Below are 23,825 nucleotides of genomic sequence, written 5' to 3'. Positions count from 1 at the left end.
ACACTAGCGGCTGAATATTCCAATTTACAAAGATTAACTCGCTTCCAATACTCCAGGGAAAACAATAACCGGCCACAAAGGCCGCTCTGGAGTAACCCATGCTCGCTACCCTGGGTGTCATTACCATCCTGTGCCTGCTCGCTGCCGTCATGAGCAAACGCCTATCGCCGTTGGTGGCCCTGATCGCCTTGCCGATCATCGCTGCGTTGCTCGGCGGGTTCGGCCTGCAAACCAGCGCCTTCATCATTACCGGCATCAAGAACGTCGCGCCCGTGGTGGGCATGTTTGTGTTCGCGATTCTGTTTTTCGGGATCATGACCGACGCCGGCATGCTCGACCCGATCATTGACCGCATCCTGCGCACGGTAGGGACGCGTCCTACACGGATTGTCGTCGGTACTGCGACCTTGGCACTGCTGGTGCACCTGGACGGCTCTGGCGCGGTGACTTTCCTGGTGACGGTCCCCGCGATGCTGCCGCTCTACACACGGTTGGGCATCGATAAGCGCATCCTCGCCTGCGTGTGCGCTATGGCGGCGGGGGTTAACTTCCTGCCCTGGACCGGTCCGGTACTGCGCTCGTCAGCCGCGTTGCACGTGCCGGTGGCGGACCTGTTCCAGCCGTTAATCCCAGTGCAGATCGTCGGCCTGATCTTCGTATTTGCCTGCGCCTGGTGGCTGGGCCACCGTGAAGAAAAACGCCTGGGCCTGGGCGCCGGTTCCACGGTGGATGCCGTGCCGCAACGGGTGCTCAGTGACGATGACATCAAGCTGCGCCGCCCACGGCTGTTCTGGGTCAACCTCATCCTCACCGTGTTGGTGATGGTGGTGATGATTGCCGGCTGGGTCGATCCGGTAGTGATGTTTATGCTCGGCACCGTGGTGGCGCTGTGCATCAATTACCCGAACGTGGACGCCCAGCGCGCACGCATCGACGCCCATGCCAAGACCGCCCTGACCATGGCCAGCATCCTGCTTGCCGCCGGGGTGTTCACCGGCATCATGCAAGGCACCGGCATGCTCAAGGCGATGGCCGAAGTGGCGGTGGCACAGATTCCGGCGGGTCACGGCAAGTTGATTCCGGCGGTGGTGGGTTTTATCTCCATGCCCTTGAGCCTGCTGTTTGACCCCGACTCCTACTATTTCGGCGTGATGCCGGTGATCGCCGAAGTCGGCAAGGCCCTGGGCGTCGACCCGTTGCAAGTGGCCCAGGCCTCGCTGCTGGGCGTACACACCACCGGCTTCCCGGTCAGCCCGCTGACCCCCGCGACCTTCCTGCTGGTGGGCCTGTGCAAGATTGAACTGGCCGATCACCAGCGCTTTACCATCCCTTTTCTGTTTGCCGCGTCGGTGTTGATGACCCTGACCGCGTTGCTCCTGGGAGTGATTTGAGATGAAAACCTTGCGCATCGGTTCCGGCGCCGGCTACTCCGGCGACCGTATTGAGCCCGCCGTGGAGCTGGCCGAACAGGGCGACCTGGATTATTTGGTATTCGAATGCTTGGCCGAACGCACGATTGCTTTGGCACAACAGGCACGCATCAGCGATCCCCAAGGCGGCTATGACCCGCTGCTGAGTGAGCGCATGCGCCGGGTGCTGCCGTTTGTGGGTCGGCACGACGGTCGGCGCCGTCTGCGGGTTATCACCAACATGGGCGCGGCCAACCCCGTGTCGGCGGCCATTGAGGTGCGCCGAATCGCCAATGAATTGGGCTTGAACCTCAAGGTTGTGGCCGTGGTGGGTGATGACGTTTTGGCTGTATTGCAGCCAGAGCAATTACTGGATAACGGTCAAACCCTCGGTTCTTTGGGCGACCGGCTGATTTCCGCGAATGCCTACTTGGGCGTCGATGGCATCCTTGATGCGCTGCGCGCGGATGCCGATGTGGTGATCACCGGGCGCGTGGCCGACCCGTCGTTGTTTCTGGCGCCGCAGATGTTTGAGTTCGGTTGGGCCGCGGACGATTGGCAGCGCTTGGGCCGCGGAACGCTGGTGGGGCATTTGCTGGAATGTGCGGGGCAGGTCAGCGGCGGCTATTTCGCTGATCCGGGTTTCAAGGATGTGGATGACCTCGCGCGCCTGGGCTTTCCGTTGGCGGAGATCGATGCCGAGGGCGAAGCGTTGATCACCAAGGTGGTGGGTTCTGGTGGGCGGGTTAACCGGGCCACCTGTACCGAGCAATTGATCTACGAAGTGCATGACCCTGCGGCGTATCTGACGCCGGACGTGACGGCCGACTTTTCCCAGGTCGCCTTTGTTGAAGAAGCCATGGATCGAGTTCGTGCTAAAGGTGCTGGTGGCCGCACAAGGCCTGAGCAGTTGAAAGTCAGCGTCGGTTACCTGGAAGGTTGGATCGGCGAAGGGCAGATGTCCTACGGAGGCCCCGGTGCTGTCGCACGCGCGCAACTGGCGCGGGATGTTGTGCTCAAGCGGCTTGAACTGATGGGCGTAAAAATGCAGGACGTACGCGCCGAGTTGATCGGCATGGACTCGCTCCACGGCCCACGCAGCAACGTCGAGCCTTGGGAAGTACGCCTGCGCGTGGCCGCCCGCTGCGAAGAGCGCAGCGACGCGGTGCGCGTCGGCAATGAAGTGGAAACCCTCTACACCAACGGCCCGTCCGGTGGCGGCGGTGCGAGCAAGAGCGTGCGGCAGGTGGTGGCGGTGGCGTCGTTGCTACTGCCGCGTAGCGCGGTAAACCCGAGGATCGAAGCATGAAACTGCACACGCTGGCTCATTCCCGTACCGGGGATAAGGGCGACACGTCGAACATCTCGATCATTGCGTATCGCGCTGAGGACTATCCGTTGCTGTGTGAGCAACTCACCGCCGAGCGCGTGGCCGAGTTTTTCGGCGGCTTGCTGGAACCGGGCACAGCGCCGGTACGACGTTATGAGTTGCCTAATGTGCAGGCACTGAACTTCGTGCTGCCAGGTATCTTGCGCGGTGGAGTGACTCGCTCACTGGCGCTGGACGCCCATGGCAAGTGCCTGGGCTCGGCCCTGCTTGATCTTGATTTGATAACACCGAACTAAATGTGGGAGCAGGCAAGCCAGCTCCCACAAGGGTTAAGCAGTGTTAGTCAGATCGCCGCGAAACGCTTATCCAGATAATCGATGATCACCTTGGAGTCATACATCCAGGTGGTCTGGCCATTCTCTTCGATGCGCAGGCACGGCACTTTGATCTTGCCGCCTTGCTCCAGCAGGGTCTGGCGATCCTGTTCGTTGTTCTTCGCGTCCTTCAGCGCCACCGGCACATTCAGACGGTGCAGGGTGCGGCGGGTCTTCACGCAGAACGGGCAGGCGTGGAACTGATACAGGGTCAGGTCCTTGGCTGCAGCATTCACCTGCGCTTGTTGCTCGGCCGAGCGCTGCTTTTTGCGTGGACGGGTAATGAAGTCGCCCGCGATGATGACGTGGCCGAGGCCCACTCGAAGTGCTTTGACGAACATGGCTGAAACCTCTTGCCCGATACAGAAGGGGCCGCAGCTTACCTGAATTTTGCAGGCGAAAAAAAACCGGCGATGAACGCCGGCCTTTTCCTACCGAGCCTGTTACTTGATCAGGCTGAGGAATTCGCTACGGGTGGCCGCGTTTTCGCGGAACTCACCCAACATCACCGAAGTGATCATCGACGAATTTTGTTTTTCGACACCGCGCATCATCATGCACATGTGTTTGGCTTCGATCACCACCGCAACGCCCAAGGCACCGGTCACCTGCTGGACCGCATCGGCGATCTGGCGGCTGAGGTTTTCCTGGATCTGCAGGCGGCGCGCGTACATGTCGACAATACGCGCGACCTTGGACAGGCCCAGCACTTTGCCGCTTGGAATATACGCAACGTGGGCCTTGCCGATAAACGGCAGCAGGTGGTGTTCGCACAACGAGTACAACTCGATGTCCTTGACCAGCACCATTTCGCTGTTGTCAGAGCTGAACAAGGCACCGTTGGTGACTTCTTCCAGGGTCTGTTCATAACCGCGGCAAAGGTACTGCATCGCCTTGGCGGCACGTTTTGGCGTGTCGAGCAGGCCCTCGCGGGAAACGTCCTCGCCGAGTTGGCCGAGGATCGCGGTGTAATTCTGTTCCAGGGACATGAAACTACCTGTGGGATTTTCGCAAAGCGCAAGGTTACGGTGGCGGGCACATCGCTGCAAGCCTGACGATGGCACTTGTTACTCGTCGCGGCCTTCCATCATGGTGCGCTTGAGCATCACATACACCGCACCGGCGCCGCCGTGGCGGGCCTGGCACGAGGTAAAACCGAGCACCTGAGCGTGCTGGCGCAGCCAGGTGTTGACGTGGCTTTTGATCATTGGCCGCTTGCCGTCCAGCCGCACGGCCTTGCCGTGGGTGACGCGCACGCAGCGGATTTCGAATTTGGTGGCCTCGGCGAGAAAGGCCCAGAGGGTTTCGCGGGCTTTTTCCACGCTCATGCCGTGCAGGTCAAGGCTGCCTTCGAAGGGGATCTGGCCAATCTTGAGCTTGCGCATCTGGCTTTCTTGCACGCCGTCGCGGGCCCACATGAGCTCGTCTTCGGGGCCGACGTCGATCACGAACTGGTCCGACAGGCCATCCACGGTGGTGGCATCGGTGCGCACGGTCGCAGCCTGGCGCAGCTTGGCGATCTGCGCCCGGTCAGCCTTGGGTTTGCCGGTGTCGGCGCGGTCGTGCTTGATCGGCTTGACGCCGCGCAGCTCGTTTTTGAACAGGGAAAAATCGTCGTCTTGCATGTCAGCCTCCGCGAAGGGCGGGCAGTTTACCTAATCGCGGCGGCCAGGGCGCAGGAAACGCTATTCAAACGCCATCAGTCGTGTTTTTTCATCAGGTGCGAAGCGATGTTCAGCGACAACGGTTGGCGCATCCGCCGACGGCTGCGGCGCCACAACCACACGCCCAACCACAGCACCAGCAGGCCGATTACCAACAGGATAGCCGAGCCGCCCGGGCTGGTATTCAGTTCGCCAAGGGCCGGTGAATGACCAAACAACCCGGCGCCACCGGCACCTGCCAGCAGCACACCTACTATCGCCAGCAGCGCGGCAAAGCCGGCAACCAAGCGCAGACGCCAGTTGCTTGGGCCTTTGGGGCGCAAGCGACGAGCGTCAAAACCATCGGATATCTTCATTCCGACCTTTCCTCCAGGGTATCGGCCCTTCGACCGGAAGATACACAGGTTGTTCCGGGGGCAGGGGTAAATGCGCCAAATGAGAGGGCTTTGCGGATGAGCGGGGCCCTAAACAGGCCGCACCGCTCATCAGAGGGGCGATCAGATCAGATCTTTGGTCAATGCGAGGGTCGCGAAGTTGTCGGCCATGATGGCCATTTCGGTCTGTTGTACGTGTTCGGCACTCAGGATGCCGCCTTTGTAAGGCAGGTCGCGGGTGGCGCAGGCGTCTTCCACCAGGGTGCAGCGAAAGCCCAGGTTCTTGGCGGCGCGTACGCTGGTGCTGACGCTGGAGTGGCTCATGAACCCGCACACGATAAGGTCCAGGGAACCGAGGTCTTGCAGGTGTTTTTCCAGGCCGGTGCCGTGGAACGCGCTGGGCAGCAGCTTGCCGATGATGGTTTCGTCGCCAAGGGGCTCCAGGCCGGAAATGAACTCACCGCGTTCGCCCTGCGGGTCAAACAGGCCACCGACGGTGCCCAGGTGGCGTACGTGCACAATTGGGCGCCCGGCGTTGCGTGCCGCTGCGACCAGCTGTTTGATGTTTTCGACAGCCGCGGCCATGCCGGAGAGGGCGAGTGGGCCACTGAGGTATTCCTTCTGGGCGTCGATGATCACGAGGGTCGCATGGTTCAGATTGGCTGCTGCGTAACCGCGACCGCTGAGTTGAAACATCGTCTTTGGAACGGACATTCTGGGGCTCCTGTGAGGGGGGCTTTTGCGACATTGTCCACTGGCTGAGCGGTTCTGTGAATCGCTACCCTCGTAAGGTACGCCGTTGTTGGCGTGCAGCCATGTCAAGTGGGCGGCTTGTTTAACGCAATGATGGCAAATTGGATGAATTCCGACGTACGGCGAAGAGTTTTCATACATCGAAGGGACAGGCGAAGGCTGTTAGAATCGCCAGTCGTTTTTTCCAGGAGCTCTCCCCCGTGATCACATCCCGCCTGCGCACCTTGCGCGACCACATTCGTTGGGCTGTCAGCCGTTTCCATGGGGAAGACCTGTTTTTTGGACATGGTACCGACAACGCCTGGGATGAAGCCCGGCAGCTTGTGCTGGGAGCTTTGCACCTGCCTTGGGAAATCGCCGACAGCTACTTGGACTGCAACCTGGAAGAAGAGGAAATCTCCCACGTGCAGCGCTTGCTCCACCGCCGCATCCATGAGCGCGTGCCCACCGCTTACCTGTTGAAAGAGGCCTGGTTCTGCGACATGTCGTTTATCGTCGATGAGCGTGTGTTGATCCCGCGTTCGCCGATCGGCGAACTGATCAAAAACCAATTTGAACCCTGGCTGGCTCAGCCACCGGCACGCATTCTCGACCTGTGTACCGGCTCCGGTTGCATCGGCATTGCTTGCGCCTACGAGTTCCAGGACGCTGAAGTGGTACTGGGCGACCTGTCCTTCGAGGCGTTGGAAGTCGCCAACCAAAACATCGAGCGCCATGGCGTCGACGAGCGTGTGTACACCGTGCAAGGCGACGGCTTCGACGGCCTGCCGGGCCAGCGCTTCGACCTGATCGTGTCCAACCCGCCGTATGTGGACGCCGAAGACTTCGCCGACATGCCGGACGAATACCAGCATGAGCCGGAGCTGGGCCTGGCCTGTGGCGATGATGGCTTGAACCTGGTGCGGCGCATGTTGGCCGAAGCGGCGGACCACCTGACGGAGAAGGGCTTGCTGATTGTCGAAGTCGGCAACAGCCAGGTGCACGTCGAGGCGTTGTATCCGGAAGTGGACTTTGCCTGGCTGGAGTTCCAGCACGGTGGGCATGGGGTATTCATGTTGACGGCTGAGCAGTGCCGCGAGCATCAGGCCGTCTTCGCCGCCCGCGTTTAACTCGAAGTGATCGTTCCCACGCTCCGCGTCCGCTCGTGACGCAGAGCGTCACCGTATGCATTCCCACGCAGGGCGTGGGAACGATCTGTTAACGGTGTGTTGCAATCCAGATCAGCAACCCTGCCTGAAACACCGTAAATGCCACCAGGCATGTAATGGTAAAGCGCAAGCCGCTGTCCTCACGCTTGAACTTGGTGACCTTTTCCTCTTCCTTGCGCAGCTTCACTTCATGCTCGGCCAGGTTCTGCTCGGCCTGTTGCAGCATCTGCGCGGCCTCGAGGATTTCCACGAACTGCACCTTCTCGGTGTTCCAACTGTCTAGCACCTCGCTGACCTTCCCCGGCTGCACGTTACCTTTGAGGTGCTGCACATCGGCATAGGCCACATCAAAACCCTGGATACGCAGGAAGTGGTCGCGGCGCAGGCGTGTGGCTTCGTTCAATGCGTCCTTGTTGGCCAGGTCCACACCATCCACGCGATAGTGTGACCACTTCTTTTTCGCCCACGCAGCGCCTTGGGCAACGAGGAAGCGACCAATACCACGGTTGGCCGGTTCGATTTCCAGGCTGTTGCCCGGGCCGAAGTGCACGCGGTGTGCATCGTGATCGACCCAGATATCCAAGTGATTCTGCTCGCGACGCACCCGCTGGCCCGGCAACTGGATGACCATGCGCAGCAGGCTGTGATGTTTGTCGTTGCGCTCGGCATAGCCGAACTGCACAAACCGCAACGGCCGCACGCCGGTGGCGCGATCGGTGGCCAAGGGCGCCAGGCGCAGCATCTTGAAGTGTTCGGCCTGTACGTCCGCCCACGGCAGGGCCGCAGCCTCGACGGCTTCGGTTTTTTCAGCCGGGGTGTCGGCGGTAGGTTCTGGTGTTGCTTCGGTGGTTGTCATGCGGCGCGATCCTGTCCAAGCCCTGCGAGTCGACAGTCTTTTTACTGTCGACTCTGGGCTTATCGGCCGTTTTTCAGAGGACTGGAGGCAAATAGTGCTTAACGGGGCTGAAGTCCGTCGATAAAGCGCACGATACGCTGGCCCAGCTCAGCGGCGAGCGGGAGTTGCGGGTCGTTGTAGGACTCCAGTTGCTCCTTCACATCCTTGGGCACGATGCGCATCACGTGGTTCATGCCTTCGATCACCGTCAACTGAGCGTCCGGCTTGGCTTTTTTCAGTTGTTGGGCGTCGCCGACGCCGACTTGGATATCGTTGGTGCCCTGGATGATCAACGCCGGCATGTTCAGCTTGGCAAAGGCGACTGATGGGTCGGCACGAAACAGGCTGATCAGATAAGGCTGCACGCTGGGGCGGAAAATACCTTCCAGCGGGCCAGGCACATCGGCATCCACTTGGCCGGCCTTGAGATGATCGAGAATCTCATTGCTGCGAAGCAACAGGGCAGGGGGCAGGTGATTGGCCAGTTGCTGGCGAATCACCTGGTCCACCGGCCGGGCGCTGCCGGACAGGGAAATAACGCCGGCCGGATCAAGTTGCGGCGCTGCCAGGGCGGCGACCAGGGCGCCTTCGCTATGGCCCAGCACGATCAACGGGCCCATGCGTTCATCGGCCTTGAGCAGCTTGCCCCAGGCCACCGCGTCGGATACATAGGCGTCCAGGGTCAGGTTGCGTTCGTCGGGGGTGGCGGCCAGGCTGGCGGCGACGCCGCGCTTGTCGTAGCGCACGCTGGCGATGTTATGCCGCGCCAACACCCAGGCCAGGCGCTTGAGGCTGTCATTGCGTGCGCCTTCGGCGCTGTTGCCGTTGCGGTCGGTGGGACCGGAGCCGGCGATGATCAGCACCACCGGCACCGGCTTGTCGGATTTTGGCAGCAAGAGCGAGCCAAACAGCTCACCACTGCCGGTGTCCAGGCTGATGGGTCGTTGCAGTACGACAGGGGAGGCGGCGAAGCCAAGGCTGGAAAACAGGGTGAGGGTCAAAAGCAGAACTCGCAGCATCATCGCGCCATTATGAGGAAGGTGCCGGTTGGACAGACGTCTACCGGTAAGGTTTCGAGGATGAACTAGTCGGTTAGCCTGCGTATACTGGCTGCCTTAAGTTATTACGGTTGACTTGATTCAACTGATTTCACGGAGCGCCCTGCATGTCTGGCAATACCTTCGGCAAGCTGTTCACTGTCACCACCGCGGGCGAAAGCCATGGCCCGGCGTTGGTCGCCATTGTCGACGGCTGCCCGCCTGGCCTCGAGCTGTCCCTGGAAGACCTGCAGCGTGAGCTCGACCGCCGCAAGCCCGGCACCAGCCGCCACACCACCCAGCGCCAGGAGCCCGACGAAGTCGAGATCCTCTCCGGCGTGTTCGAAGGCCGCACCACCGGTTGCGCCATTGGCCTGCTGATCCGCAACACCGACCAGAAGTCCAAGGACTACTCGGCGATCAAGGATTTGTTCCGTCCGTCCCACGCCGACTACACCTACCACCACAAATACGGTGAACGCGACTACCGCGGCGGTGGCCGCAGCTCGGCCCGCGAAACCGCGATGCGCGTGGCTGCCGGTGCCATCGCCAAGAAATACCTGGCGACCCAGGGCATTGTGGTGCGTGGCTACATGAGCCAGCTCGGTCCGATCGAAATCCCGTTCAAAAGCTGGGACAGCGTGGAAGACAATGCTTTCTTCAGCCCCGACCCGGACAAGGTCCCGGAGCTGGAAGCCTACATGGACCAGTTGCGCCGTGACCAAGACTCCGTCGGCGCCAAAATCACCGTGGTCGCTGAAGGCGTGAAGCCGGGCCTGGGCGAGCCGATCTTTGACCGCCTCGATGCCGAACTGGCCCACGCGCTGATGAGCATCAACGCCGTGAAGGGCGTGGAAATCGGTGCGGGTTTCGCTTGTGTGTCCCAGCGCGGCACCGAGCATCGCGATGAGCTGACGCCGGAAGGTTTCCTCAGCAACAACGCGGGCGGCATCCTCGGCGGTATTTCTTCCGGTCAGCCGATTGTTGCGCATTTGGCGCTCAAGGCTACGTCGAGCATCACCACACCGGGCCGTTCGATCGACGTACACGGCAACCCGGTGGATGTGATCACCAAGGGCCGTCACGACCCATGCGTCGGCATCCGTGCCACGCCGATTGCCGAGGCCATGATGGCCATCGTGTTGATGGATCACCTGCTGCGCAATCGTGGGCAAAATGCCGATGTGCGCGTGAGTACTCCGGTGCTGGGCCAGCTGTGACGGTTTGACCGTGACAGCGCTCCCGTACTGGCGACTCTCCAGCTTCTACCTCTTCTACTTCGCCCTGCTGGGGGCGACGGCGCCCTTCCTGGCGCTGTACTTCGATCACCTGGGGTTCTCCAGCGCGCGTATTGGCGAGCTGGTGGCCATCCCCATGCTGATGCGTTGCGTGGCGCCCAACCTGTGGGGCTGGCTGGGGGATTACACCGGCCGGCGCCTGGCCATCGTGCGTTTTGGCGCGGTGTGTACCCTGGCAAGCTTTTCACTGATTTTCGTCAGCAAGACCTATGCTTGGCTGGCTTTGGTGATGGCGCTGCATGCCTTCTTTTGGCATGCGGTGTTGCCGCAATTTGAAGTGATCACCCTGGCCCACCTGCAAAAACAGACCTCGCGCTACAGCCAGATCCGCCTGTGGGGCTCTATTGGTTTCATCCTTACCGTGGTGATCATGGGTCGTCTGTTCGACTGGCTGAGCCTGGATATTTACCCGGTGGTGGTCGTGGTGATCATGGCCGGCATCATCGGCGCCAGCCTGTGGGTGCCGAATGCGCAGCCCGCCACCCATGGCAATCGCCTGGCCGGTGACGGCTTCCTCAAGCAATTGCGCAGCCCTGGAGTACTGGCTTTTTATGCCTGTGTGGCGCTGATGCAAATGAGCCATGGGCCGTATTACACCTTCCTCACCCTGCACCTCGAACACCTGGGCTATAGCCGTGGCGTGATCGGTATGCTCTGGGCCTTGGGCGTGGTGGCGGAAGTGCTGATGTTTCTGGCCATGAGCCGCATTCTCTCGCGCTTTTCGGTACGTCGGGTGCTGCTGGCCAGTTTCCTGTTGGCGGCGGTGCGCTGGTTGCTGCTGGGTTCATTTGCCGAATTTTTCTGGGTGCTGTTGTTGGCGCAAGTGATGCACGCCGCCACGTTTGGTAGCTTTCATGCGGCGGCGATTGCCTTTGTGCAACGCAGCTTCGGTGGCCGCCAGCAAGGCCAGGGTCAGGCCTTGTATGCCGCCTTGGCCGGCACCGGTGGCGCGCTTGGCGCCCTTTACTCCGGTTATAGCTGGAACCTGTTGGGACCGACCCTTACTTTTAGTATCGCCAGCGTTGCAGCATTGGGCGCCGCCGTTATCATTGGCCTTCGATTGCAAGAGCCGAACCAAGGAACCGTGCAATGAGTTACGTAGCCGTCTACCACGCAGCCACACCGGATACCCCTAACAAAGTGCTGACTCACGTCGACGACATCACGTCGACCCTGGCTGAGCACCGCGTGCGGTTCGAGCGCTGGCAGCCCAGCGCTATTGCAAAGGGTGCAAGCGACGCAAAAATGATCGCGGCGTATCAGGAGCAGATCGACGTTCTCGGCTACGGTTCTGTGCAAGTGCTCAGCGTGACGGGTGACCACCCGCAGAAAGCCGAGTTACGTGCCCAGTTTCTCGAGGAGCGCCGCTACGGCGACGACGAGGTGCGTTTTTTCATCGCCGGCCAGGGACTGTTTACCTTACACATTGGCGATTATGTGTACGCCGTACGCTGTGAGAAAAATGATCTGTTAGTGATTCCGGCTGGAATACCACATTGGTTCGACATGGGTGAGAACCCGCACCTTGTAACACTGCATCTGTTCAACACAGCTAAAGGTGGGGTGCCTGAGTTCACCGGTGATGATATTGCTCGCCGCTTTCCAGGGTTGGACGACTAAGCACAAGTAATTCAAGGTTCAAGCCCGGTAAGTTGGAAGTTGTCGTGGGAATAAACCTAATTATTTGTAGGGCGTAGCTGTTTATTCTGTGCCTTATGCTTTCATTCCATTCGATATGTAACTCTCTCCGACATCAATGTTTATATCGCCTGTCAATAGGAGGAATCCGAAGGGTGGTAGGGCATCAGCTAATAGGAGGAGAGAGTCATGAGTGGTTCAGAGGAGCCGTATCGCCTGTTGATTGACGTGCCGACGGTGGTCAGAAAACGTCTGGGCTTGTCCGGCAAACCCTTGACCCCTACAGAGTTGGAGATCTTGCGCTGGGCCTCGGAAGGCAAGACCGTCTGGGAAATCAGCCAGATTCGCGACACCTCTGAAGCCACGGTGAAGTTTCATCTGCGTAACATCTACGGCAAGTTGGACGTGACCAATCGCGTGCAGGCGATGAATGAAGCGGCACGCCAAGGCCTGTGCTAAAGACATAAAAAAGGGCCGCGACGCTCAATGGCGTCGCGGCCCTTCTTATGTCTGTTACTTACGCCGAATGGTAAGTCGGCAGGGCGAAGCGGTTTTGGCTTTGCAGCATTGAAATCTGTGGGAGTTCGCTGGCTTGTTCGGCCAGGTCACGGCGAATGGCGCTGATCACCCATGTCAGTTGCTCGGCAGTGTGCAACTGCTGGTAGGAAATCGAACGCTTGACCTGTTTGCCTTCGCTGTTACGCAGGGTCAACAGGATGCCGCCGTCGGGACGTGGCTGAGTCATGACGTCGTATTGGGAGAACACAGAAGCGAATTTATCTTGGATCAGGCTCATGTCTATCAGCTCCGTTGGCTCAAGTTGGCAAGCATGGAGTGATAGGTGCAGTGATTGTGCCAGTATGTGATTTTTAAAAACTTCTTATAAATCAGCAGTTTGAAAAAATAACGATTTTCCGTTTTCGTGCAATTTGCATGAATGGCCATCGTGCATCCTGCATTTTGCGCTATCTGGGCCAATCGTTTGGGGCTGGGTTACTGATAATGACTACTCGCAGGCCACGAAATTCCTTTTTTATGGTGGGCGGGTACGGGATACAAAACTTTTCAAATCCCGCGTGTACAGCCAAAGAATGGCTGGCGTATTTTCCAGCAAGGCATTCGGCCTCCTGTCTGCAGGATTGCCGCTGTTTCTGGATCAGACGAAGAATAAGAAAAAGGACGTTCCGCCATGAGCCATCAGCAAGACGACATGATCACCTGGGGCATGATGCTGCGTAAGGTCCCCGATATTGTTCGAGCCCTGCCTCGCGTGGTGCGGGGCATGCGCGCCGCGAATGTCACCGACCCTGCGCAGCCTTGCGGCCTGGGGTGGTACTTCGAACAAGCCACGCTGCGTAACCCCGATGGCGCCGCGTTGTTATTTGGCGAAAGTGTACTCAGCTACGACGAAGCCAACAGGCGCGCTAACCGTATCGCCCATCACTTGCACGCCCAAGGCATCGCCAAGGGCGATGTGGTAGCGCTGTTTATCGAAAACCGCCCCGAACTGCTGTTGAACGTGTTGGCCGTGGCCAAGCTGGGCGGTATTTGCGCGATGCTCAATACGTCGCAAACCCAGGCGGCGCTGGTGCATAGCTTGAATCTGGTGAACCCGGTGGCGGTTGTGGTGGGCGCAGAGTTGGTGGCCGCCCATATGGCAGTGCGTGATCAAGTGGCGATTGAGGCGCACAGAACCTGGTTTGTCGCCGATCAACAGACAAGCGTGGTGCCGGATGGCTATACCGACCTGATGGCTGCCAGTGCCGAATGTTCGGTGGATAACCCGGCCAGCAGCGGGCAAATTTTCTTCAACGATCCGTGCTTCTATATCTATACCTCCGGCACCACGGGCTTGCCCAAGGCCGGCATCATGAAGCATGGCCGCTGGACCAAGACCGCCGTCAGCTTCGGCAGCATCGCTTTGGACATGGGCCCGGAAGACGTCCTGTATTGCACCTTGCCGCTGTACCACGGCACCGGCCTGTGTGTGTGCTGGGGCTCGGCGATTGTCGGTGCCTCCGGGTTCGCCATTCGCCGCAAATTCAGTGCGAGCCAGTTCTGGGACGATGCGCGCAAGTTCAAGGCAACCACTCTGGGTTATGTCGGTGAGTTGTGCCGCTACCTGCTGGATCAGCCGCCCAGTGCGCAGGATCGTGATAACCGCGTGACCAAAATGGTGGGCAATGGTCTGCGCCCCGGCGTCTGGTCGCAGTTCAAGCAACGCTATGGTGTTGAGCATATCTGCGAGCTGTATGCCGCCAGCGATGGCAATATCGGTTTCACCAATGTGTTGAACTTCGACAACACCATCGGCTTTTGCCTGCAACGCTGGGCACTGGTGGATTACGCCCACGACACGGGTGAGCCGATACGTGGCAGTGATGGTTTCATGCACAAGCTGCAAGCGGGCGGGCTGGGGCTACTGCTGGCCAGGATCGATGAAAAGTCACCGTTTGACGGCTACACCGACCCGGAAAAAAACCGCAAGGTGGTGCTGACCGACGTGTTCGAGAAGGGCGATCGCTATTTCAATACGGGTGACTTGTTGCGCAGTATCGGCTTCGGTCATGCGCAATTTGTCGATCGCCTGGGGGACACCTATCGCTGGAAAGGTGAAAACGTCTCGACCACCGAAGTGGAGAACGTGCTGCTGCAACACCCACAGATTGCCGAAGTGGTGGCCTACGGCGTCGAGATCGAAAACACCAATGGCCGCGCGGGCATGGTCGCCATCACCCCAAGCGAATCCTTGGCCGCGCTGGACATGCGTGAACTGCTGCAGTTCGCTCATGACCAGTTGCCGCACTATGCGGTGCCGTTGTTCCTGCGCATCAAGGTGCAGATGGAAACCACCGGCACTTTCAAATACCAGAAAGTGCGGCTCAAGGAAGAGGCTTTCGATCCGGATAAAGCCGGCAATGACCCGGTCTATGCGTGGCTGCCGGGCTCGGACTGCTATGTGCCGGTCACCGGCCAACTGTTGGCGCAGATCCAGGGTGGGCAGTTCCGTTATTGATTCTGCCTATGGCCGCTTTTGGCAAAAAAGGCATGACAGTCGGGAGCTCCCTCGCGACACTGGCCACCTCATGCCGTACCCGCCAAGGAGCCCCCTATGTCAGATCAGCCTAAACAAATGGACGAAGACGAAGCCGCCGAGTTTGCCGAGCAGGTCTTTGATGTGGCCCGCCGAGGTGACGCGGCCATGCTCGCTGCGCTGCTGGCCAAGGGTTTACCGGCTAACCTGCGTAACCACAATGGCGACACCTTGCTGATGCTCGCGGCCTACCACGGCCATGCCGACGCGGTAAAAGTGCTGTTGGAATTCAAGTCGGACCCGCAGATCGCCAATAGCAAGAACCAGTTGCCGATTGCCGGTGCAGCGTTCAAGGGCAACCTGGAGGTGGTCAAGGCGCTGATCGAAGGCGGGGCGCCGGTGGATGCCTCATCCTCAGATGGTCGTACAGCGTTGATGATGGCGGCGATGTTCAACCGCGTTGAAATGGTTGACTACCTGCTCGGCCAAGGCGCCAATCCCAAGGCCACCGACGCTCAGGGTGCGACCGCGCTGGCGGCGGCGCAAACCATGGGCGCAGTGGATACGGCGGCGTTGTTGCAGAAACTGGTGTAGGCTTTGCGCCCTCAAAATCCACACCGCCACAGGATCACCCCATGAAAACCGCCCTCGTCGAACTCATCAGCAAAATCAGCGCCGGCGTCATGGGCGAAGAGGAGGTGGCGCGCATCGCCGGCGAAGCGGCTCAGGCCTACGCGGAACCGGCAGCGTTCCTGGCGGCCAACCCGGATATCAACTACGACGACACTTTCCCGATTTCGCTGGGAGAGTGGGTGGTGGTGGGTAGCCTGCCGGACACGGTGTTGTTCCAGGCCGACACCTATGTCGATCTCTTCGCCCAGATCGTCGCGTCGTTCGGCCCGGGCGTGGCGTTCAACCTCAAGCCCAAGCAATTGGCCAAGACTGAAGACCTCACCGCGCTGAACCGTATTCAGATCCAGATGAGTGCCCTGAGCCCGGAAGACGGCGGTTATGTGCTGATGAACTTCAGCCAGTTGCTGGACGACGAGATTCAGGCGGTGCTGGTGTATGGCAACGACCTGCCACGCGTGCTGGAATTGTGCGCCGAAGTCGGTATCAAGGCCGAGCCGTCGCTGGAAGCGTTGAAGATCGCGGTCCACGTCTGAAATAAAACGGAACCCCTGTCAGGGCTGACTATCCTACAAGTGCATGCCCTCACTTAGGAGCGACACCATGGGTTCCACTTTTAATGGTCTGATCGGCCTGATCATCCTCGCGCTGGATATCTGGGCGATCATCAACGTGTTCAAAAGTGGCGCGAGCACGGGCGCCAAAGTGCTATGGATCCTGTTGATCCTGCTGTTGCCGGTACTGGGTTTGATCATCTGGGCCATTGCCGGGCCGCGCGGTAACGTGCGGATCTGAGTGATTCAGCGGGGCTGAGTCTACGGTGCATCTGACACACCGCAGGCTCAGCTTGCTGGCTGTGACAATCGGGCCAGCGCCCGTCGGAAACCGTCTACCTTAGCCACATTCCCCCGGGTTCTGTGGGTAATGACGCCATAGGCATAAGGCAATAAACCCTCCAGCCAGTCTCGTGGGCGGGCGTCGGCGCAGTTCTCCAGTGTCGCAACGACCCAGTCGGGCAGCCATGACATATCGCGATCAGAAAAGTTGACTTCACCTGCGATCAGCAACGCCAGGGTGGTGCGCAGCGATGATGTGTCCTTCATCAAGCGTTCCTGAAGTGCCAGGCAAGCGTGCGGGTTATCCAGCAACACACGCAGATCGTTGGGCTTGGTCAGCTTCAACGATGGCGTAAGCAGAGCGGACAAGGCCGGTAACGCATCCACCCAGCGTTTATGCACCTCCTGATCAATCCCGATGAAATCCAGCGCCGGGGGCACAAGCAGCGTGTCACGGATGACCGTGGGGCTCAGGTAGCGCAGGCGCAGGCTCATGATGTCCATGAAGAGCCGGTCACTGGCGCATAAAGACTTCACGGCAGAGGCGGTGGAGGGTGGAGGGCCGATAATGAACGTCGCATTGCGCCGATGGGGCAGGTAGTGAATGTCGCCCCAGCTGCCGCTCAGGCGCTGAGCGAGCCATGCCTGGGGCGTAGAACCGGTGAACGGGTCCAGGTTCATGGGCACGCCAAAACCGTTGAATACCACATGACCGCGGGGATTCAGGCGGCGCTTCAACAGTTGATGGAACCCATGATCAAACACGATCGGGGCATAACCCTCCTGAGTGTAGAGGTCGACAATAATGACGTCGTATCGGTTTGGGGTCTCGGCCAGGAAGTGCGCGGCATCGTCGATCACACAGTCAAAGTCGAGAGGCGCTGCCAGTCGGTTTCGGTTGTCGAGGCTGCGAACGAGGGCGGTCTCGTCCAGATCGACGGCCAACAGGCTGGCCACCCTGGTACTGGCTGCGATCGGTGCCAGTGCCACACCGTCCGAAAGCCCCAGCATCAGCACCGAGATGCGCTCCTTGGACGAATCCCCCAGGAAGCCGATACAACCCATGTCGTCATAATATTGGCCGCAGAAAATCTGTTCATGGCGAATAGATTCAGGCCGGTCCTTGAGGTCTGGCATGGTTAAAAACAACTCCGTTTTCAAGAGGCGGGTGACGGCGACGCGCGTCAGTGCGCGAACGCTGCTGGGTATTTGTCCAAGTAGGCATCGCCGAGCTGCGTATCCTTGGTGCGCATGAACGTCTTGAAGTCGGGTACCAAAAACACCAGCAATGACAACAACAGCACCATGACGCCCAGCAGTGTGATGGTCAGTGCGACTCCCAGATGAGCGATCAGGCCGTTCATTGCGAAACTGCCCAATGGGCTGGCCGCGGCAGACAGAAACGACACCGTGGCAAAGATCCGGTTGCGATGAAGCTTGGGCGTCGCTAGCAACCTGACGGCGGAGGTGGGGATGTTGATCAACATCAGGCCTACGCCACCGCAGAAAAAAGCCGCCGGCACGAGCAACGACGAAGAAACAGTACCGACCACCACCAGGTTGAACCCCAGTAACGCAAAACCCGCAGATACACATAGGTCGCGAGGGATGCGCTCGGATAACCAGCCGATGATCTTGTAGCTGCCCGCCAGGATGCCCAGCCCGAAGCACGAGTCCAGAAGACCGATGTAGGTGACCGGGTAGTGGATGACGTCTTTTACGTAGAGTGGGAGCAGGATGGTGAAAAATGGAAACAAGGCAAAGTTGATCAGCATCGCAACAATGGCCAGGTAAAATTCGACCTTCACGCCGTACACCACCTTGAAGCCGGAATAGATCATGCGCAAGCCGCTGGCGGCCGGGGCTTTTTCGCCTTGGCCGGTGGCACCGATGTGGCTCGGTATAGTCGCGATGAGCGCCGCGGCGATCAGGATCGCAAAAAAATCGGCGGCAAAGGCGAACGTGATACTGAACCCGTAGATCAACCCACTGGCGATGACCGGCCCCAGCAGGATCGAAAAGGACGACATCACGCTTTTGGTTCGAAAGGCCAGGGAGACTTTATCGTCGTCTGCAAACAAGGGAATGATCGACGCCTGGAGCGGGTCGCGTACGCCGACGACCGCACTGCTGATCATCATCAGCGCGCCCACCGTCCAGGGGTTGAACGACCCCGTGGCGGACAGGATCACCATCAACACGGCTGTCAGCAAACTGATCCAGGAGGCCAGCTTGATGATCAGGATCTTGTTGTACTTGTCCCCCAACCATCCCAGCAGGGGTTTGGCTAACACCTCCGCTGCGATGGAACAGGCAATCATGTTGGCAAAATAGAGCGCGGAACCGGTTTCCTGCAGGGCCCACCAGGCCACCGCCAATTGATTGCAGCGTCCCCCCAGGACCATCAGCAAAAAGCTGAATTGCACTTTCAGCAAGCGTCGGTCGATGCCGGGAAAACCCCACGTAATGCCTGAAGAATTTGCACTCATTGAGGTACCTTTGATCCGGAGGGGATGACTGCGCAATCAGGGGCGTTCACGGCGCGACCGGGGTGGAGTGATCAGGGTAAGTCGCCAGATACTGCTCGATGCCACCCTCAAGGCTATAGAGGCGCGCGTGCGGGTTGATACCGCGAACGGCCAGCAGGGCGGCCTTGCTCCTGACTCCGGATTTGCAATAGAAGACGATACGGCGGCTGGTATCGAGCTCTTGCTGGCGATGGATGATGTCTTTGAGCGGAATCAATCGACCGCCCAGCGAGCCTTGCAGATGTTCATGGCTGTCGCGTACGTCGACCAGTTGAAAGGGCGCCTGTGACTCGACCCAGTCATGCAGTGCGTCGGGGGAGAGCCAGTCGCTGTCGCGCCATGCCGGCGTGGTCGAAGCGCCCAGCGTTGGCACAGGAGGGCGGTCCTGGGTTTTATGGATGTTCAACAGGTGGAAACTGTTGTCCAGGCAATCGATGGACAACAATTTGCCGCTCAAGGGCTCCCCGGCATGGAGGATGAGCTTGAGGACTTCGTTGGCTTGAAAGCAGCCGAGCAGGCCGGGTATGACGCCAAGAACACCCGCTTGCGCACAATTTTGCGTCAAGTGCGGAGGCGGTGGTGTTTCGAACAAATCCCGGAAGCACGGCCCCCGTTCCTGGGTGTCTCGGTTGTAATGGTTGAATACCGACACCTGCCCCTCGAACTGACTGATCGAGGCATAGACCATCGGTTTTTCGCAGGCGATGCAGGCATCGCTGATGAGGTATTTGGTGTCGAAGTTATCCGTGGCGTCGACAATGATGTCGTAGCTCGCCAGCAGTGACAGGACATTATCCGGGTTCAACGTGGTGGCAACGGTGTTGACGACGATGTCCGGGTTCAACTGGTGGACGCGACGTTTGGCTGCCGACACTTTCAGTTCGCCCACATCGGCAACCCCATAGAGAATCTGTCGATGCAGGTTGCTCATGTCGACGATGTCGTTATCAACGATGCCAATCGTGCCTACGCCGGCGCCTGCCAGGTACAAGAGCACCGGGCAGCCCAGCCCTCCTGCACCGACCACCAGCACCTTGCTGTCTTTGAGACGTTGCTGGCCCTGGGGGCCGACCTCGCTGAGGATTATCTGGCGAGCGTAACGGGAGGTGTCGGTCTTCAGGTTGCACTGCATGTCAGCCACCTGCCACGGCGTTGATCAGAATCAACTGCGCATCACTGGCCAGGGGGCGGCCGCGGTCCTGCTCACTCATCACCGGCATGCCGTTGACGAACAAGCCCACGAACGGCAGTGGGTGAAGATCCTCAGAGAAGACGGGGCCAATCAGGGCGGGAAACCGCGTGGTCAGATTGCCCAGCACCTCGTTGACACACAAACCCTCAGTGACATGGGTTTTATGCTGGTCGGTGTAGGGCATGAATTGCCGGGGAAAGTGTACGACTGCCATGGGTCATCCTTGAACGGTATCAGTGGTCAGTTCACTGGAGAACGTATCCAGCCTGGAGGTGATCAGCTTGCCGATTTCTGACAGCTCGGCTGATGCCTGGAGCGTGGCCAGGCTCTGGAGGAAATACTGGTGCAGAAAATCCAGCCGCTCGGGGCGTGCGCGCACGGAGCCGCTGGCCACCAGGCGCTTGTGGTAGTTCACGGCGCTGACCGCGAACAGGCAGGCCAGCAAGACACCCCGAGGGTTCTTGCCGCCGGTGCCCGATGGCAGGACATAGTTATTCGCGCTGTCCTTGAGCTGAAAGTCGTAAATCTCGGCGATCATGCTGCACCAGATATGCGACAGCTCATGCACGAGCAGTTCTTCAAGGTCCGTCATGCTGGTGAACGCGGCTTCGCCCAGGAACATTTGTTGTGGCAGTACGGGATTGGTCAGGCTGACTTGTTGCGTCAGCAACTTATATATATTAACCGGCAGGTCGAATAGTTTGCTCCATTGCGGGAGCAAGGCTTTAAGGTTGCTCTTCGCTTCGGCCAACATGAACTGCTCGGCGTTATTCAGCGCTTGATGGGGCGGAAACTCAGGTGCGCCTTCGACGTGCTGGTGATACAGGGCGGTGGCAAAGTCGGGTTGCAAATAAGTGGCTAAAGGTAACTCGCTGCCCGCGATATTTCTGCGTACGACGGCGACGAGGGTTAACAGTTTCGTGCTGTTGAAGTGTGAGTTTACAAATGGCAAGCCATTTATTTCACTCAGTATCTCTGATGGCGACATTCTGATTTACCGTCTTCGTCCATGGTTTCAGTTTGAGAAAATCGATCAAGTCCAGGCTTTTTATTCGATAGGCAGAAAAATTGGCCAGGGTGCTGTCTATGGTTTTTTCCGCGACAGGCAGTGTCATCAAGACTTCTTTCAAACAACTGAGTGTGCGATGTCCGTACCACATGTTTTTCAGGTAGTGCAGGGTATGTTGTTCGTGTGCTGGCGTGATGATTCGTTCCGCCGTCCAGTGCCTTAAAAACTGCCTGATATGTATCAGAGGCTCACTGAGCGAAAGATAAGGCTCCTGTGCTTGATGCACCAAGGTCACTTCGTCATCGGACATATCCGGGTCGCTGGCGAATTGTCGATAGACCTCACCAAAGCCAGTCATTCCCAGCGTATCCATTTCACACGCGCGAATGGCCCCCATGGAGGACAAGCCCCAAATACGCCAGCCCGCGTCCAATGCCCCCAGTATCTCGGCATGGCCGACTGCAGGGTGTGCATGGAACACACCATCGACAATGGCGAGGTTCGAAGGCGGTGATTGCGCCACCAGGCGTTCGATATCGCCGCGTTTGACGGGCGGGCATAGCACCAGGTCGTCACTGCACAGTAATTGGCTGTCGATGCCTTGCAGGGAAGGGCCTGCAAATAGCATGCATGGCTCAAGCGCTTTGTTTGACATACGTAAGTAACCTCGGACCGACCCTTTTCAACCCGGGTTCAAAGGCTTCAAGCCCCGGAATCATGATTCTGACCACCGTGATGTCGTCTGTGGTCTTGCTGAGCACAACCCTCAGCACGGTACTGAGCCCGATACCCTGCAGCCGCCCGATGAGCAACTCCCAGGCCGATTCGATGGTGGGGATCGCGGCCTCCTGGCAGTCGATGGCGGAGTAATCGATCATCTGGTCACGGGCGGTGGCCACGGTACGCAGGCGTGAGATGGCTTCGAGCTCGACCGCACGGCCCTTCTTCTCGAAGTATTTGACCCGCTCAATGATGTCGTCCCGGCCTCCGTGGATGTGACTCAGACGGCTTTGGGCCGCTTCGCAGATCGCACGAATCAAGGCAATTTCCTTGATGGGATGCAGCCCTGAGCCAGTAGCGACAGAGATGGGGGCCTGGGGGGACTCCTCCATGATGAAAGCCTGGAAGTAGGCCAGGCCAAAACAGTTCTCGGTGTAGCGAACCGACAGGCTTAAGCCCGCGTCATTGATTTTGCTGATCAGCGCGTCGGTCTCTGCGCTGTAGTGGTCCAGATTGACCAGGCAGGAACGGTCATGCAGGTGATTGAAGGCTTGAACATCGCGCTCCATCAGTTCGCACACCGCGTGCACCGAGGCTTCCACCAAGTCATTGCCTGAGGCCAGGCCACTGGAGCTTTCGCCGAAGAGTTGTTGTCCGGGGTTCTCGGGGTAGGGAATGAACACCAGTTCGGCGGGGGCAAGGACATTTTGCTGGCGCAATACATCTTCGACTTCGATGGCCATGATGAGCGAGTCGGCATTGGCAGAGAAGCCATACAGCATGCAGAACTGATTGAACGCTATTCGGCCCTCATGGCTTTCGATCAGTTGCCTTGGCGTGGTCTCTAACAGCTTCAGTTGGGCGGTATTGTATTGCGCAAGGCTGAATTCGATAGCCTCCATGTACGCGCCTATCTTGGCTTCTGCCGGCCGCAGGCCCTTACCTGCATTGACGCACAGCGAGCCTTTGAGTGCCGCGGGTCGAATACTGGCAAATACGGGAATACCGATCCGGTCCAGCCAGGTAGTGTCTGTTACTCGGGTAATGCCCAAGCGTGGGGCGATATCATTGACGATAATTTTTAATGTTTCTTCGGCACTGCGACGACGAAGGCTCGAACTAAGCCTTTGCATAAGTTGGCACCTTGGCGTGATGAAAGGTAAACAAGCACACACTAAAAAACGGGAGGGAATCACTTCCCTCCCGTTTTTTCAGGCTGCGATTTTTACTTCTTCAGCCAAGGCCAACGTCAACACGTTGTTGTTCGACTGATGCGCCACAAAACCGGCGTGCATCAGACTTTCATCGTTCAGAATAACGGAGAACTTCTCCGCTGTTTCCGAATCCAGTTCCAGCTCGAAGGTTGCATTGTTAACGAGAGCGTCCATTTTGTTTTTCCTATCCATAGCATTGCGTTTGAGGGTGTGTGTTGCGCAACGGCTATCAAACTTGCAGCTGAGGAAGTGCATGTCAAGGCAATATGCTGAGTTTTAACTCGGCCTTTAGTTGGGTGGATAGGCTGGGAAATTACTTGGAATATTGGCTGGTAACTGCATCTGCATTCCATGCGAAAAGTAGCCGAAGTCTAATGCAGTAGCAGGTTTGCTCCGTCGTTCTGAACAAGGAGGCGTTGTCTTGAGTGGGGTTCGAACTTGGTTGTTTGCTCAAGGCTCAGCCGGTTCCATGACCCCCATAACGGGGACGGCTTCTTTGGGCAGGGCTGCTGGTACCATTCACGGGAAAGAACTGCAAAGATGATGGCAAAACAGTGGCGGCTACAGCGCGCCATTCGTGCCGGTAAAATGTTTGCAACTGCGTTGCCACAGAATGGCCAGGCCATTTGTATTTTGTGTATCGAAATATTCGCTGCACAGAATTTTCACATTCCAACCAAGACAATTCGCGGGCTTTATACGCCTGCCAAGGCTCTATCTCTGGGCCATTAAAGGCTTGGCA

The 23,825-nt window shown here is 58.7% G+C and carries 29 protein-coding genes; 13 read left to right on the top strand and 16 right to left on the bottom strand.

Annotated features, from left to right (window positions below; all coding sequences use genetic code 11):
- The first annotated feature begins 98 nt into the window (after positions 1–98).
- From BFL40_RS31855 to BFL40_RS31845, 3 genes are read left to right on the top strand one after another with little or no spacing between them, the layout of a single operon-like run.
- Positions 99–1,391 (top strand): CitMHS family transporter, encoded by a 1,293-nt coding sequence (locus BFL40_RS31855; RefSeq protein WP_071487671.1) that lies wholly within the window; start codon positions 99–101, stop codon positions 1,389–1,391.
- Position 1,392: 1 nt separating this feature from the next.
- The gene (locus BFL40_RS31850) at positions 1,393–2,718 is read left to right on the top strand and encodes an acyclic terpene utilization AtuA family protein (protein WP_071487670.1); all 1,326 of its coding nucleotides are present in this window, start codon (positions 1,393–1,395) and stop codon (positions 2,716–2,718) included.
- The gene (locus BFL40_RS31845) at positions 2,715–3,035 is read left to right on the top strand and encodes an AtuA-related protein (RefSeq protein WP_071487669.1); all 321 of its coding nucleotides are present in this window, start codon (positions 2,715–2,717) and stop codon (positions 3,033–3,035) included. The genes BFL40_RS31850 and BFL40_RS31845 overlap by 4 nt, the downstream gene beginning before the upstream one ends.
- 47 nt (positions 3,036–3,082) lie before the next feature.
- On the opposite strand, the gene BFL40_RS31840 is transcribed toward BFL40_RS31845, so the two are convergent.
- From BFL40_RS31840 to BFL40_RS31820, 5 genes are all read right to left on the bottom strand, one after another.
- Positions 3,083–3,454 carry a glutathione S-transferase N-terminal domain-containing protein gene (locus BFL40_RS31840; protein ID WP_071487668.1) on the bottom strand — a complete coding sequence of 124 codons (372 nt, stop codon included), beginning with the start codon at positions 3,452–3,454 and terminating at the stop codon, positions 3,083–3,085.
- Between the two features lie 102 nt (positions 3,455–3,556).
- Positions 3,557–4,102, bottom strand: coding sequence for a GTP cyclohydrolase I FolE (gene folE / locus BFL40_RS31835; protein ID WP_003204506.1), 546 nt, complete (start codon positions 4,100–4,102; stop codon positions 3,557–3,559).
- A 78-nt stretch (positions 4,103–4,180) separates the two neighbouring features.
- Positions 4,181–4,738: a Smr/MutS family protein gene (locus BFL40_RS31830; protein WP_071487667.1), complete on the bottom strand. Its 558-nt coding sequence runs from the start codon at positions 4,736–4,738 to the stop codon at positions 4,181–4,183.
- Positions 4,739–4,812: 74 nt separating this feature from the next.
- Positions 4,813–5,133 carry a hypothetical protein gene (locus BFL40_RS31825; RefSeq protein WP_071487666.1) on the bottom strand — a complete coding sequence of 107 codons (321 nt, stop codon included), beginning with the start codon at positions 5,131–5,133 and terminating at the stop codon, positions 4,813–4,815.
- Positions 5,134–5,274: 141 nt separating this feature from the next.
- Complete coding sequence (locus tag BFL40_RS31820; RefSeq protein ID WP_071487665.1) at positions 5,275–5,865, bottom strand: cysteine hydrolase family protein; 591 nt, start codon at positions 5,863–5,865, stop codon at positions 5,275–5,277.
- A 239-nt stretch (positions 5,866–6,104) separates the two neighbouring features.
- Here BFL40_RS31820 and prmB point away from each other — a divergent pair, with 239 nt between their 5' ends.
- Positions 6,105–7,013, top strand: a complete 909-nt coding sequence (prmB, locus tag BFL40_RS31815) for a 50S ribosomal protein L3 N(5)-glutamine methyltransferase (protein WP_071487664.1) — start codon at positions 6,105–6,107, stop codon at positions 7,011–7,013.
- A gap of 88 nt (positions 7,014–7,101) precedes the next feature.
- On the opposite strand, the gene BFL40_RS31810 is transcribed toward prmB, so the two are convergent.
- Positions 7,102–7,908, bottom strand: a complete 807-nt coding sequence (locus tag BFL40_RS31810) for a hypothetical protein (RefSeq protein ID WP_071487663.1) — start codon at positions 7,906–7,908, stop codon at positions 7,102–7,104.
- Between the two features lie 98 nt (positions 7,909–8,006).
- Positions 8,007–8,969, bottom strand: coding sequence for an alpha/beta hydrolase (locus tag BFL40_RS31805; protein WP_071487662.1), 963 nt, complete (start codon positions 8,967–8,969; stop codon positions 8,007–8,009).
- A 143-nt stretch (positions 8,970–9,112) separates the two neighbouring features.
- Between BFL40_RS31805 and aroC the strand changes: the two genes are divergently transcribed.
- The 4 genes from aroC (at position 9,113) to BFL40_RS31785 (ending at position 12,379) form a co-directional block, all read left to right on the top strand.
- A complete protein-coding gene (gene aroC, locus BFL40_RS31800; RefSeq protein WP_071487661.1) occupies positions 9,113–10,204 on the top strand; it encodes a chorismate synthase in 1,092 nt (363 codons plus the stop codon).
- A gap of 10 nt (positions 10,205–10,214) precedes the next feature.
- Positions 10,215–11,375, top strand: coding sequence for an MFS transporter (locus tag BFL40_RS31795; protein ID WP_071487807.1), 1,161 nt, complete (start codon positions 10,215–10,217; stop codon positions 11,373–11,375).
- Positions 11,372–11,902 carry a 1,2-dihydroxy-3-keto-5-methylthiopentene dioxygenase gene (locus BFL40_RS31790; protein WP_071487660.1) on the top strand — a complete coding sequence of 177 codons (531 nt, stop codon included), beginning with the start codon at positions 11,372–11,374 and terminating at the stop codon, positions 11,900–11,902. Before BFL40_RS31795 ends, BFL40_RS31790 begins: the two co-directional genes overlap by 4 nt.
- Before the next feature lie 207 nt (positions 11,903–12,109).
- On the top strand, positions 12,110–12,379 hold the full coding sequence (locus BFL40_RS31785) for a response regulator transcription factor (protein WP_071487659.1): 270 nt from the start codon (positions 12,110–12,112) through the stop codon (positions 12,377–12,379).
- A 58-nt stretch (positions 12,380–12,437) separates the two neighbouring features.
- Here the strand turns inward: BFL40_RS31785 and BFL40_RS31780 are convergent, their stop codons facing one another.
- Positions 12,438–12,716, bottom strand: coding sequence for a DUF3509 domain-containing protein (locus tag BFL40_RS31780; protein WP_071487658.1), 279 nt, complete (start codon positions 12,714–12,716; stop codon positions 12,438–12,440).
- 393 nt (positions 12,717–13,109) lie between these two features.
- Here BFL40_RS31780 and BFL40_RS31775 point away from each other — a divergent pair, with 393 nt between their 5' ends.
- The 4 genes from BFL40_RS31775 (at position 13,110) to BFL40_RS31760 (ending at position 16,379) form a co-directional block, all read left to right on the top strand.
- Positions 13,110–14,936, top strand: a complete 1,827-nt coding sequence (locus tag BFL40_RS31775; protein ID WP_071487657.1) for a long-chain-acyl-CoA synthetase — start codon at positions 13,110–13,112, stop codon at positions 14,934–14,936.
- A gap of 96 nt (positions 14,937–15,032) precedes the next feature.
- Positions 15,033–15,548 carry an ankyrin repeat domain-containing protein gene (locus BFL40_RS31770; protein WP_071487656.1) on the top strand — a complete coding sequence of 172 codons (516 nt, stop codon included), beginning with the start codon at positions 15,033–15,035 and terminating at the stop codon, positions 15,546–15,548.
- Between the two features lie 41 nt (positions 15,549–15,589).
- Entirely contained in the window at positions 15,590–16,120 is a 531-nt protein-coding gene (locus tag BFL40_RS31765; RefSeq protein ID WP_071487655.1) for a hypothetical protein, read from the top strand.
- Between the two features lie 67 nt (positions 16,121–16,187).
- Positions 16,188–16,379 carry a PLDc N-terminal domain-containing protein gene (locus BFL40_RS31760; protein ID WP_003172956.1) on the top strand — a complete coding sequence of 64 codons (192 nt, stop codon included), beginning with the start codon at positions 16,188–16,190 and terminating at the stop codon, positions 16,377–16,379.
- Positions 16,380–16,426: 47 nt separating this feature from the next.
- Here the strand turns inward: BFL40_RS31760 and BFL40_RS31755 are convergent, their stop codons facing one another.
- From BFL40_RS31755 to BFL40_RS34180, 8 genes are all read right to left on the bottom strand, one after another.
- A complete protein-coding gene (locus BFL40_RS31755; RefSeq protein WP_071487654.1) occupies positions 16,427–17,557 on the bottom strand; it encodes a spermidine synthase in 1,131 nt (376 codons plus the stop codon).
- 47 nt (positions 17,558–17,604) lie between these two features.
- Positions 17,605–18,909: an MFS transporter gene (locus BFL40_RS31750; RefSeq protein ID WP_071487653.1), complete on the bottom strand. Its 1,305-nt coding sequence runs from the start codon at positions 18,907–18,909 to the stop codon at positions 17,605–17,607.
- A gap of 46 nt (positions 18,910–18,955) precedes the next feature.
- Positions 18,956–20,080, bottom strand: a complete 1,125-nt coding sequence (gene moeB, locus BFL40_RS31745; RefSeq protein WP_071487652.1) for a HesA/MoeB/ThiF family protein — start codon at positions 20,078–20,080, stop codon at positions 18,956–18,958.
- Position 20,081: 1 nt separating this feature from the next.
- A complete protein-coding gene (locus tag BFL40_RS31740; protein WP_071487651.1) occupies positions 20,082–20,354 on the bottom strand; it encodes a MoaD/ThiS family protein in 273 nt (90 codons plus the stop codon).
- Positions 20,355–20,357: 3 nt separating this feature from the next.
- Positions 20,358–20,990 (bottom strand): hypothetical protein, encoded by a 633-nt coding sequence (locus BFL40_RS31735; RefSeq protein ID WP_139213533.1) that lies wholly within the window; start codon positions 20,988–20,990, stop codon positions 20,358–20,360.
- A gap of 112 nt (positions 20,991–21,102) precedes the next feature.
- Positions 21,103–21,804, bottom strand: coding sequence for a TfuA-like protein (locus BFL40_RS31730; RefSeq protein ID WP_083374596.1), 702 nt, complete (start codon positions 21,802–21,804; stop codon positions 21,103–21,105).
- A complete protein-coding gene (locus BFL40_RS31725) occupies positions 21,785–23,002 on the bottom strand; it encodes a YcaO-like family protein (RefSeq protein WP_071487648.1) in 1,218 nt (405 codons plus the stop codon). The genes BFL40_RS31730 and BFL40_RS31725 overlap by 20 nt, the downstream gene beginning before the upstream one ends.
- Before the next feature lie 78 nt (positions 23,003–23,080).
- A complete protein-coding gene (locus tag BFL40_RS34180; RefSeq protein WP_156382953.1) occupies positions 23,081–23,257 on the bottom strand; it encodes a hypothetical protein in 177 nt (58 codons plus the stop codon).
- Positions 23,258–23,623: 366 nt separating this feature from the next.
- Here BFL40_RS34180 and BFL40_RS31720 point away from each other — a divergent pair, with 366 nt between their 5' ends.
- Complete coding sequence (locus tag BFL40_RS31720; protein ID WP_071487647.1) at positions 23,624–23,815, top strand: hypothetical protein; 192 nt, start codon at positions 23,624–23,626, stop codon at positions 23,813–23,815.
- Positions 23,816–23,825: the final 10 nt, after the last annotated feature.

The organism is Pseudomonas costantinii, assembly GCF_001870435.1.
GTDB lineage: Bacteria > Pseudomonadota > Gammaproteobacteria > Pseudomonadales > Pseudomonadaceae > Aquipseudomonas > Aquipseudomonas costantinii.
The sequence above is the reverse complement of the archived record's forward strand: the minus strand, read 5'-3'. Positions and strand labels throughout refer to the sequence as shown.

Excerpts from the sequence above, each read along its gene's own strand:
- BFL40_RS31780 (WP_071487658.1), bottom strand. The coding sequence starts at position 12,716 with ATGAGCCTGATCCAAGATAAATTCGCTTCTGTGTTCTCCCAATACGAC.
- BFL40_RS31785 (WP_071487659.1), top strand. The coding sequence starts at position 12,110 with ATGAGTGGTTCAGAGGAGCCGTATCGCCTGTTGATTGACGTGCCGACG.
- BFL40_RS31775 (WP_071487657.1), top strand. The coding sequence starts at position 13,110 with ATGAGCCATCAGCAAGACGACATGATCACCTGGGGCATGATGCTGCGT.
- BFL40_RS31810 (WP_071487663.1), bottom strand. The coding sequence starts at position 7,908 with ATGACAACCACCGAAGCAACACCAGAACCTACCGCCGACACCCCGGCT.
- BFL40_RS31855 (WP_071487671.1), top strand. The coding sequence starts at position 99 with ATGCTCGCTACCCTGGGTGTCATTACCATCCTGTGCCTGCTCGCTGCC.
- BFL40_RS31830 (WP_071487667.1), bottom strand. The coding sequence starts at position 4,738 with ATGCAAGACGACGATTTTTCCCTGTTCAAAAACGAGCTGCGCGGCGTC.
- BFL40_RS34180 (WP_156382953.1), bottom strand. The coding sequence starts at position 23,257 with ATGGACGCTCTCGTTAACAATGCAACCTTCGAGCTGGAACTGGATTCG.
- BFL40_RS31770 (WP_071487656.1), top strand. The coding sequence starts at position 15,033 with ATGTCAGATCAGCCTAAACAAATGGACGAAGACGAAGCCGCCGAGTTT.
- BFL40_RS31840 (WP_071487668.1), bottom strand. The coding sequence starts at position 3,454 with ATGTTCGTCAAAGCACTTCGAGTGGGCCTCGGCCACGTCATCATCGCG.
- BFL40_RS31740 (WP_071487651.1), bottom strand. The coding sequence starts at position 20,354 with ATGGCAGTCGTACACTTTCCCCGGCAATTCATGCCCTACACCGACCAG.
- BFL40_RS31845 (WP_071487669.1), top strand. The coding sequence starts at position 2,715 with ATGAAACTGCACACGCTGGCTCATTCCCGTACCGGGGATAAGGGCGAC.
- BFL40_RS31805 (WP_071487662.1), bottom strand. The coding sequence starts at position 8,969 with ATGATGCTGCGAGTTCTGCTTTTGACCCTCACCCTGTTTTCCAGCCTT.
- BFL40_RS31750 (WP_071487653.1), bottom strand. The coding sequence starts at position 18,909 with ATGAGTGCAAATTCTTCAGGCATTACGTGGGGTTTTCCCGGCATCGAC.
- BFL40_RS31755 (WP_071487654.1), bottom strand. The coding sequence starts at position 17,557 with ATGCCAGACCTCAAGGACCGGCCTGAATCTATTCGCCATGAACAGATT.
- BFL40_RS31850 (WP_071487670.1), top strand. The coding sequence starts at position 1,393 with ATGAAAACCTTGCGCATCGGTTCCGGCGCCGGCTACTCCGGCGACCGT.
- BFL40_RS31820 (WP_071487665.1), bottom strand. The coding sequence starts at position 5,865 with ATGTCCGTTCCAAAGACGATGTTTCAACTCAGCGGTCGCGGTTACGCA.
- BFL40_RS31825 (WP_071487666.1), bottom strand. The coding sequence starts at position 5,133 with ATGAAGATATCCGATGGTTTTGACGCTCGTCGCTTGCGCCCCAAAGGC.
- moeB (WP_071487652.1), bottom strand. The coding sequence starts at position 20,080 with ATGCAGTGCAACCTGAAGACCGACACCTCCCGTTACGCTCGCCAGATA.
- BFL40_RS31720 (WP_071487647.1), top strand. The coding sequence starts at position 23,624 with ATGATGGCAAAACAGTGGCGGCTACAGCGCGCCATTCGTGCCGGTAAA.
- BFL40_RS31730 (WP_083374596.1), bottom strand. The coding sequence starts at position 21,804 with ATGTCAAACAAAGCGCTTGAGCCATGCATGCTATTTGCAGGCCCTTCC.
- aroC (WP_071487661.1), top strand. The coding sequence starts at position 9,113 with ATGTCTGGCAATACCTTCGGCAAGCTGTTCACTGTCACCACCGCGGGC.
- BFL40_RS31725 (WP_071487648.1), bottom strand. The coding sequence starts at position 23,002 with ATGCAAAGGCTTAGTTCGAGCCTTCGTCGTCGCAGTGCCGAAGAAACA.
- folE (WP_003204506.1), bottom strand. The coding sequence starts at position 4,102 with ATGTCCCTGGAACAGAATTACACCGCGATCCTCGGCCAACTCGGCGAG.
- BFL40_RS31765 (WP_071487655.1), top strand. The coding sequence starts at position 15,590 with ATGAAAACCGCCCTCGTCGAACTCATCAGCAAAATCAGCGCCGGCGTC.
- BFL40_RS31790 (WP_071487660.1), top strand. The coding sequence starts at position 11,372 with ATGAGTTACGTAGCCGTCTACCACGCAGCCACACCGGATACCCCTAAC.
- BFL40_RS31760 (WP_003172956.1), top strand. The coding sequence starts at position 16,188 with ATGGGTTCCACTTTTAATGGTCTGATCGGCCTGATCATCCTCGCGCTG.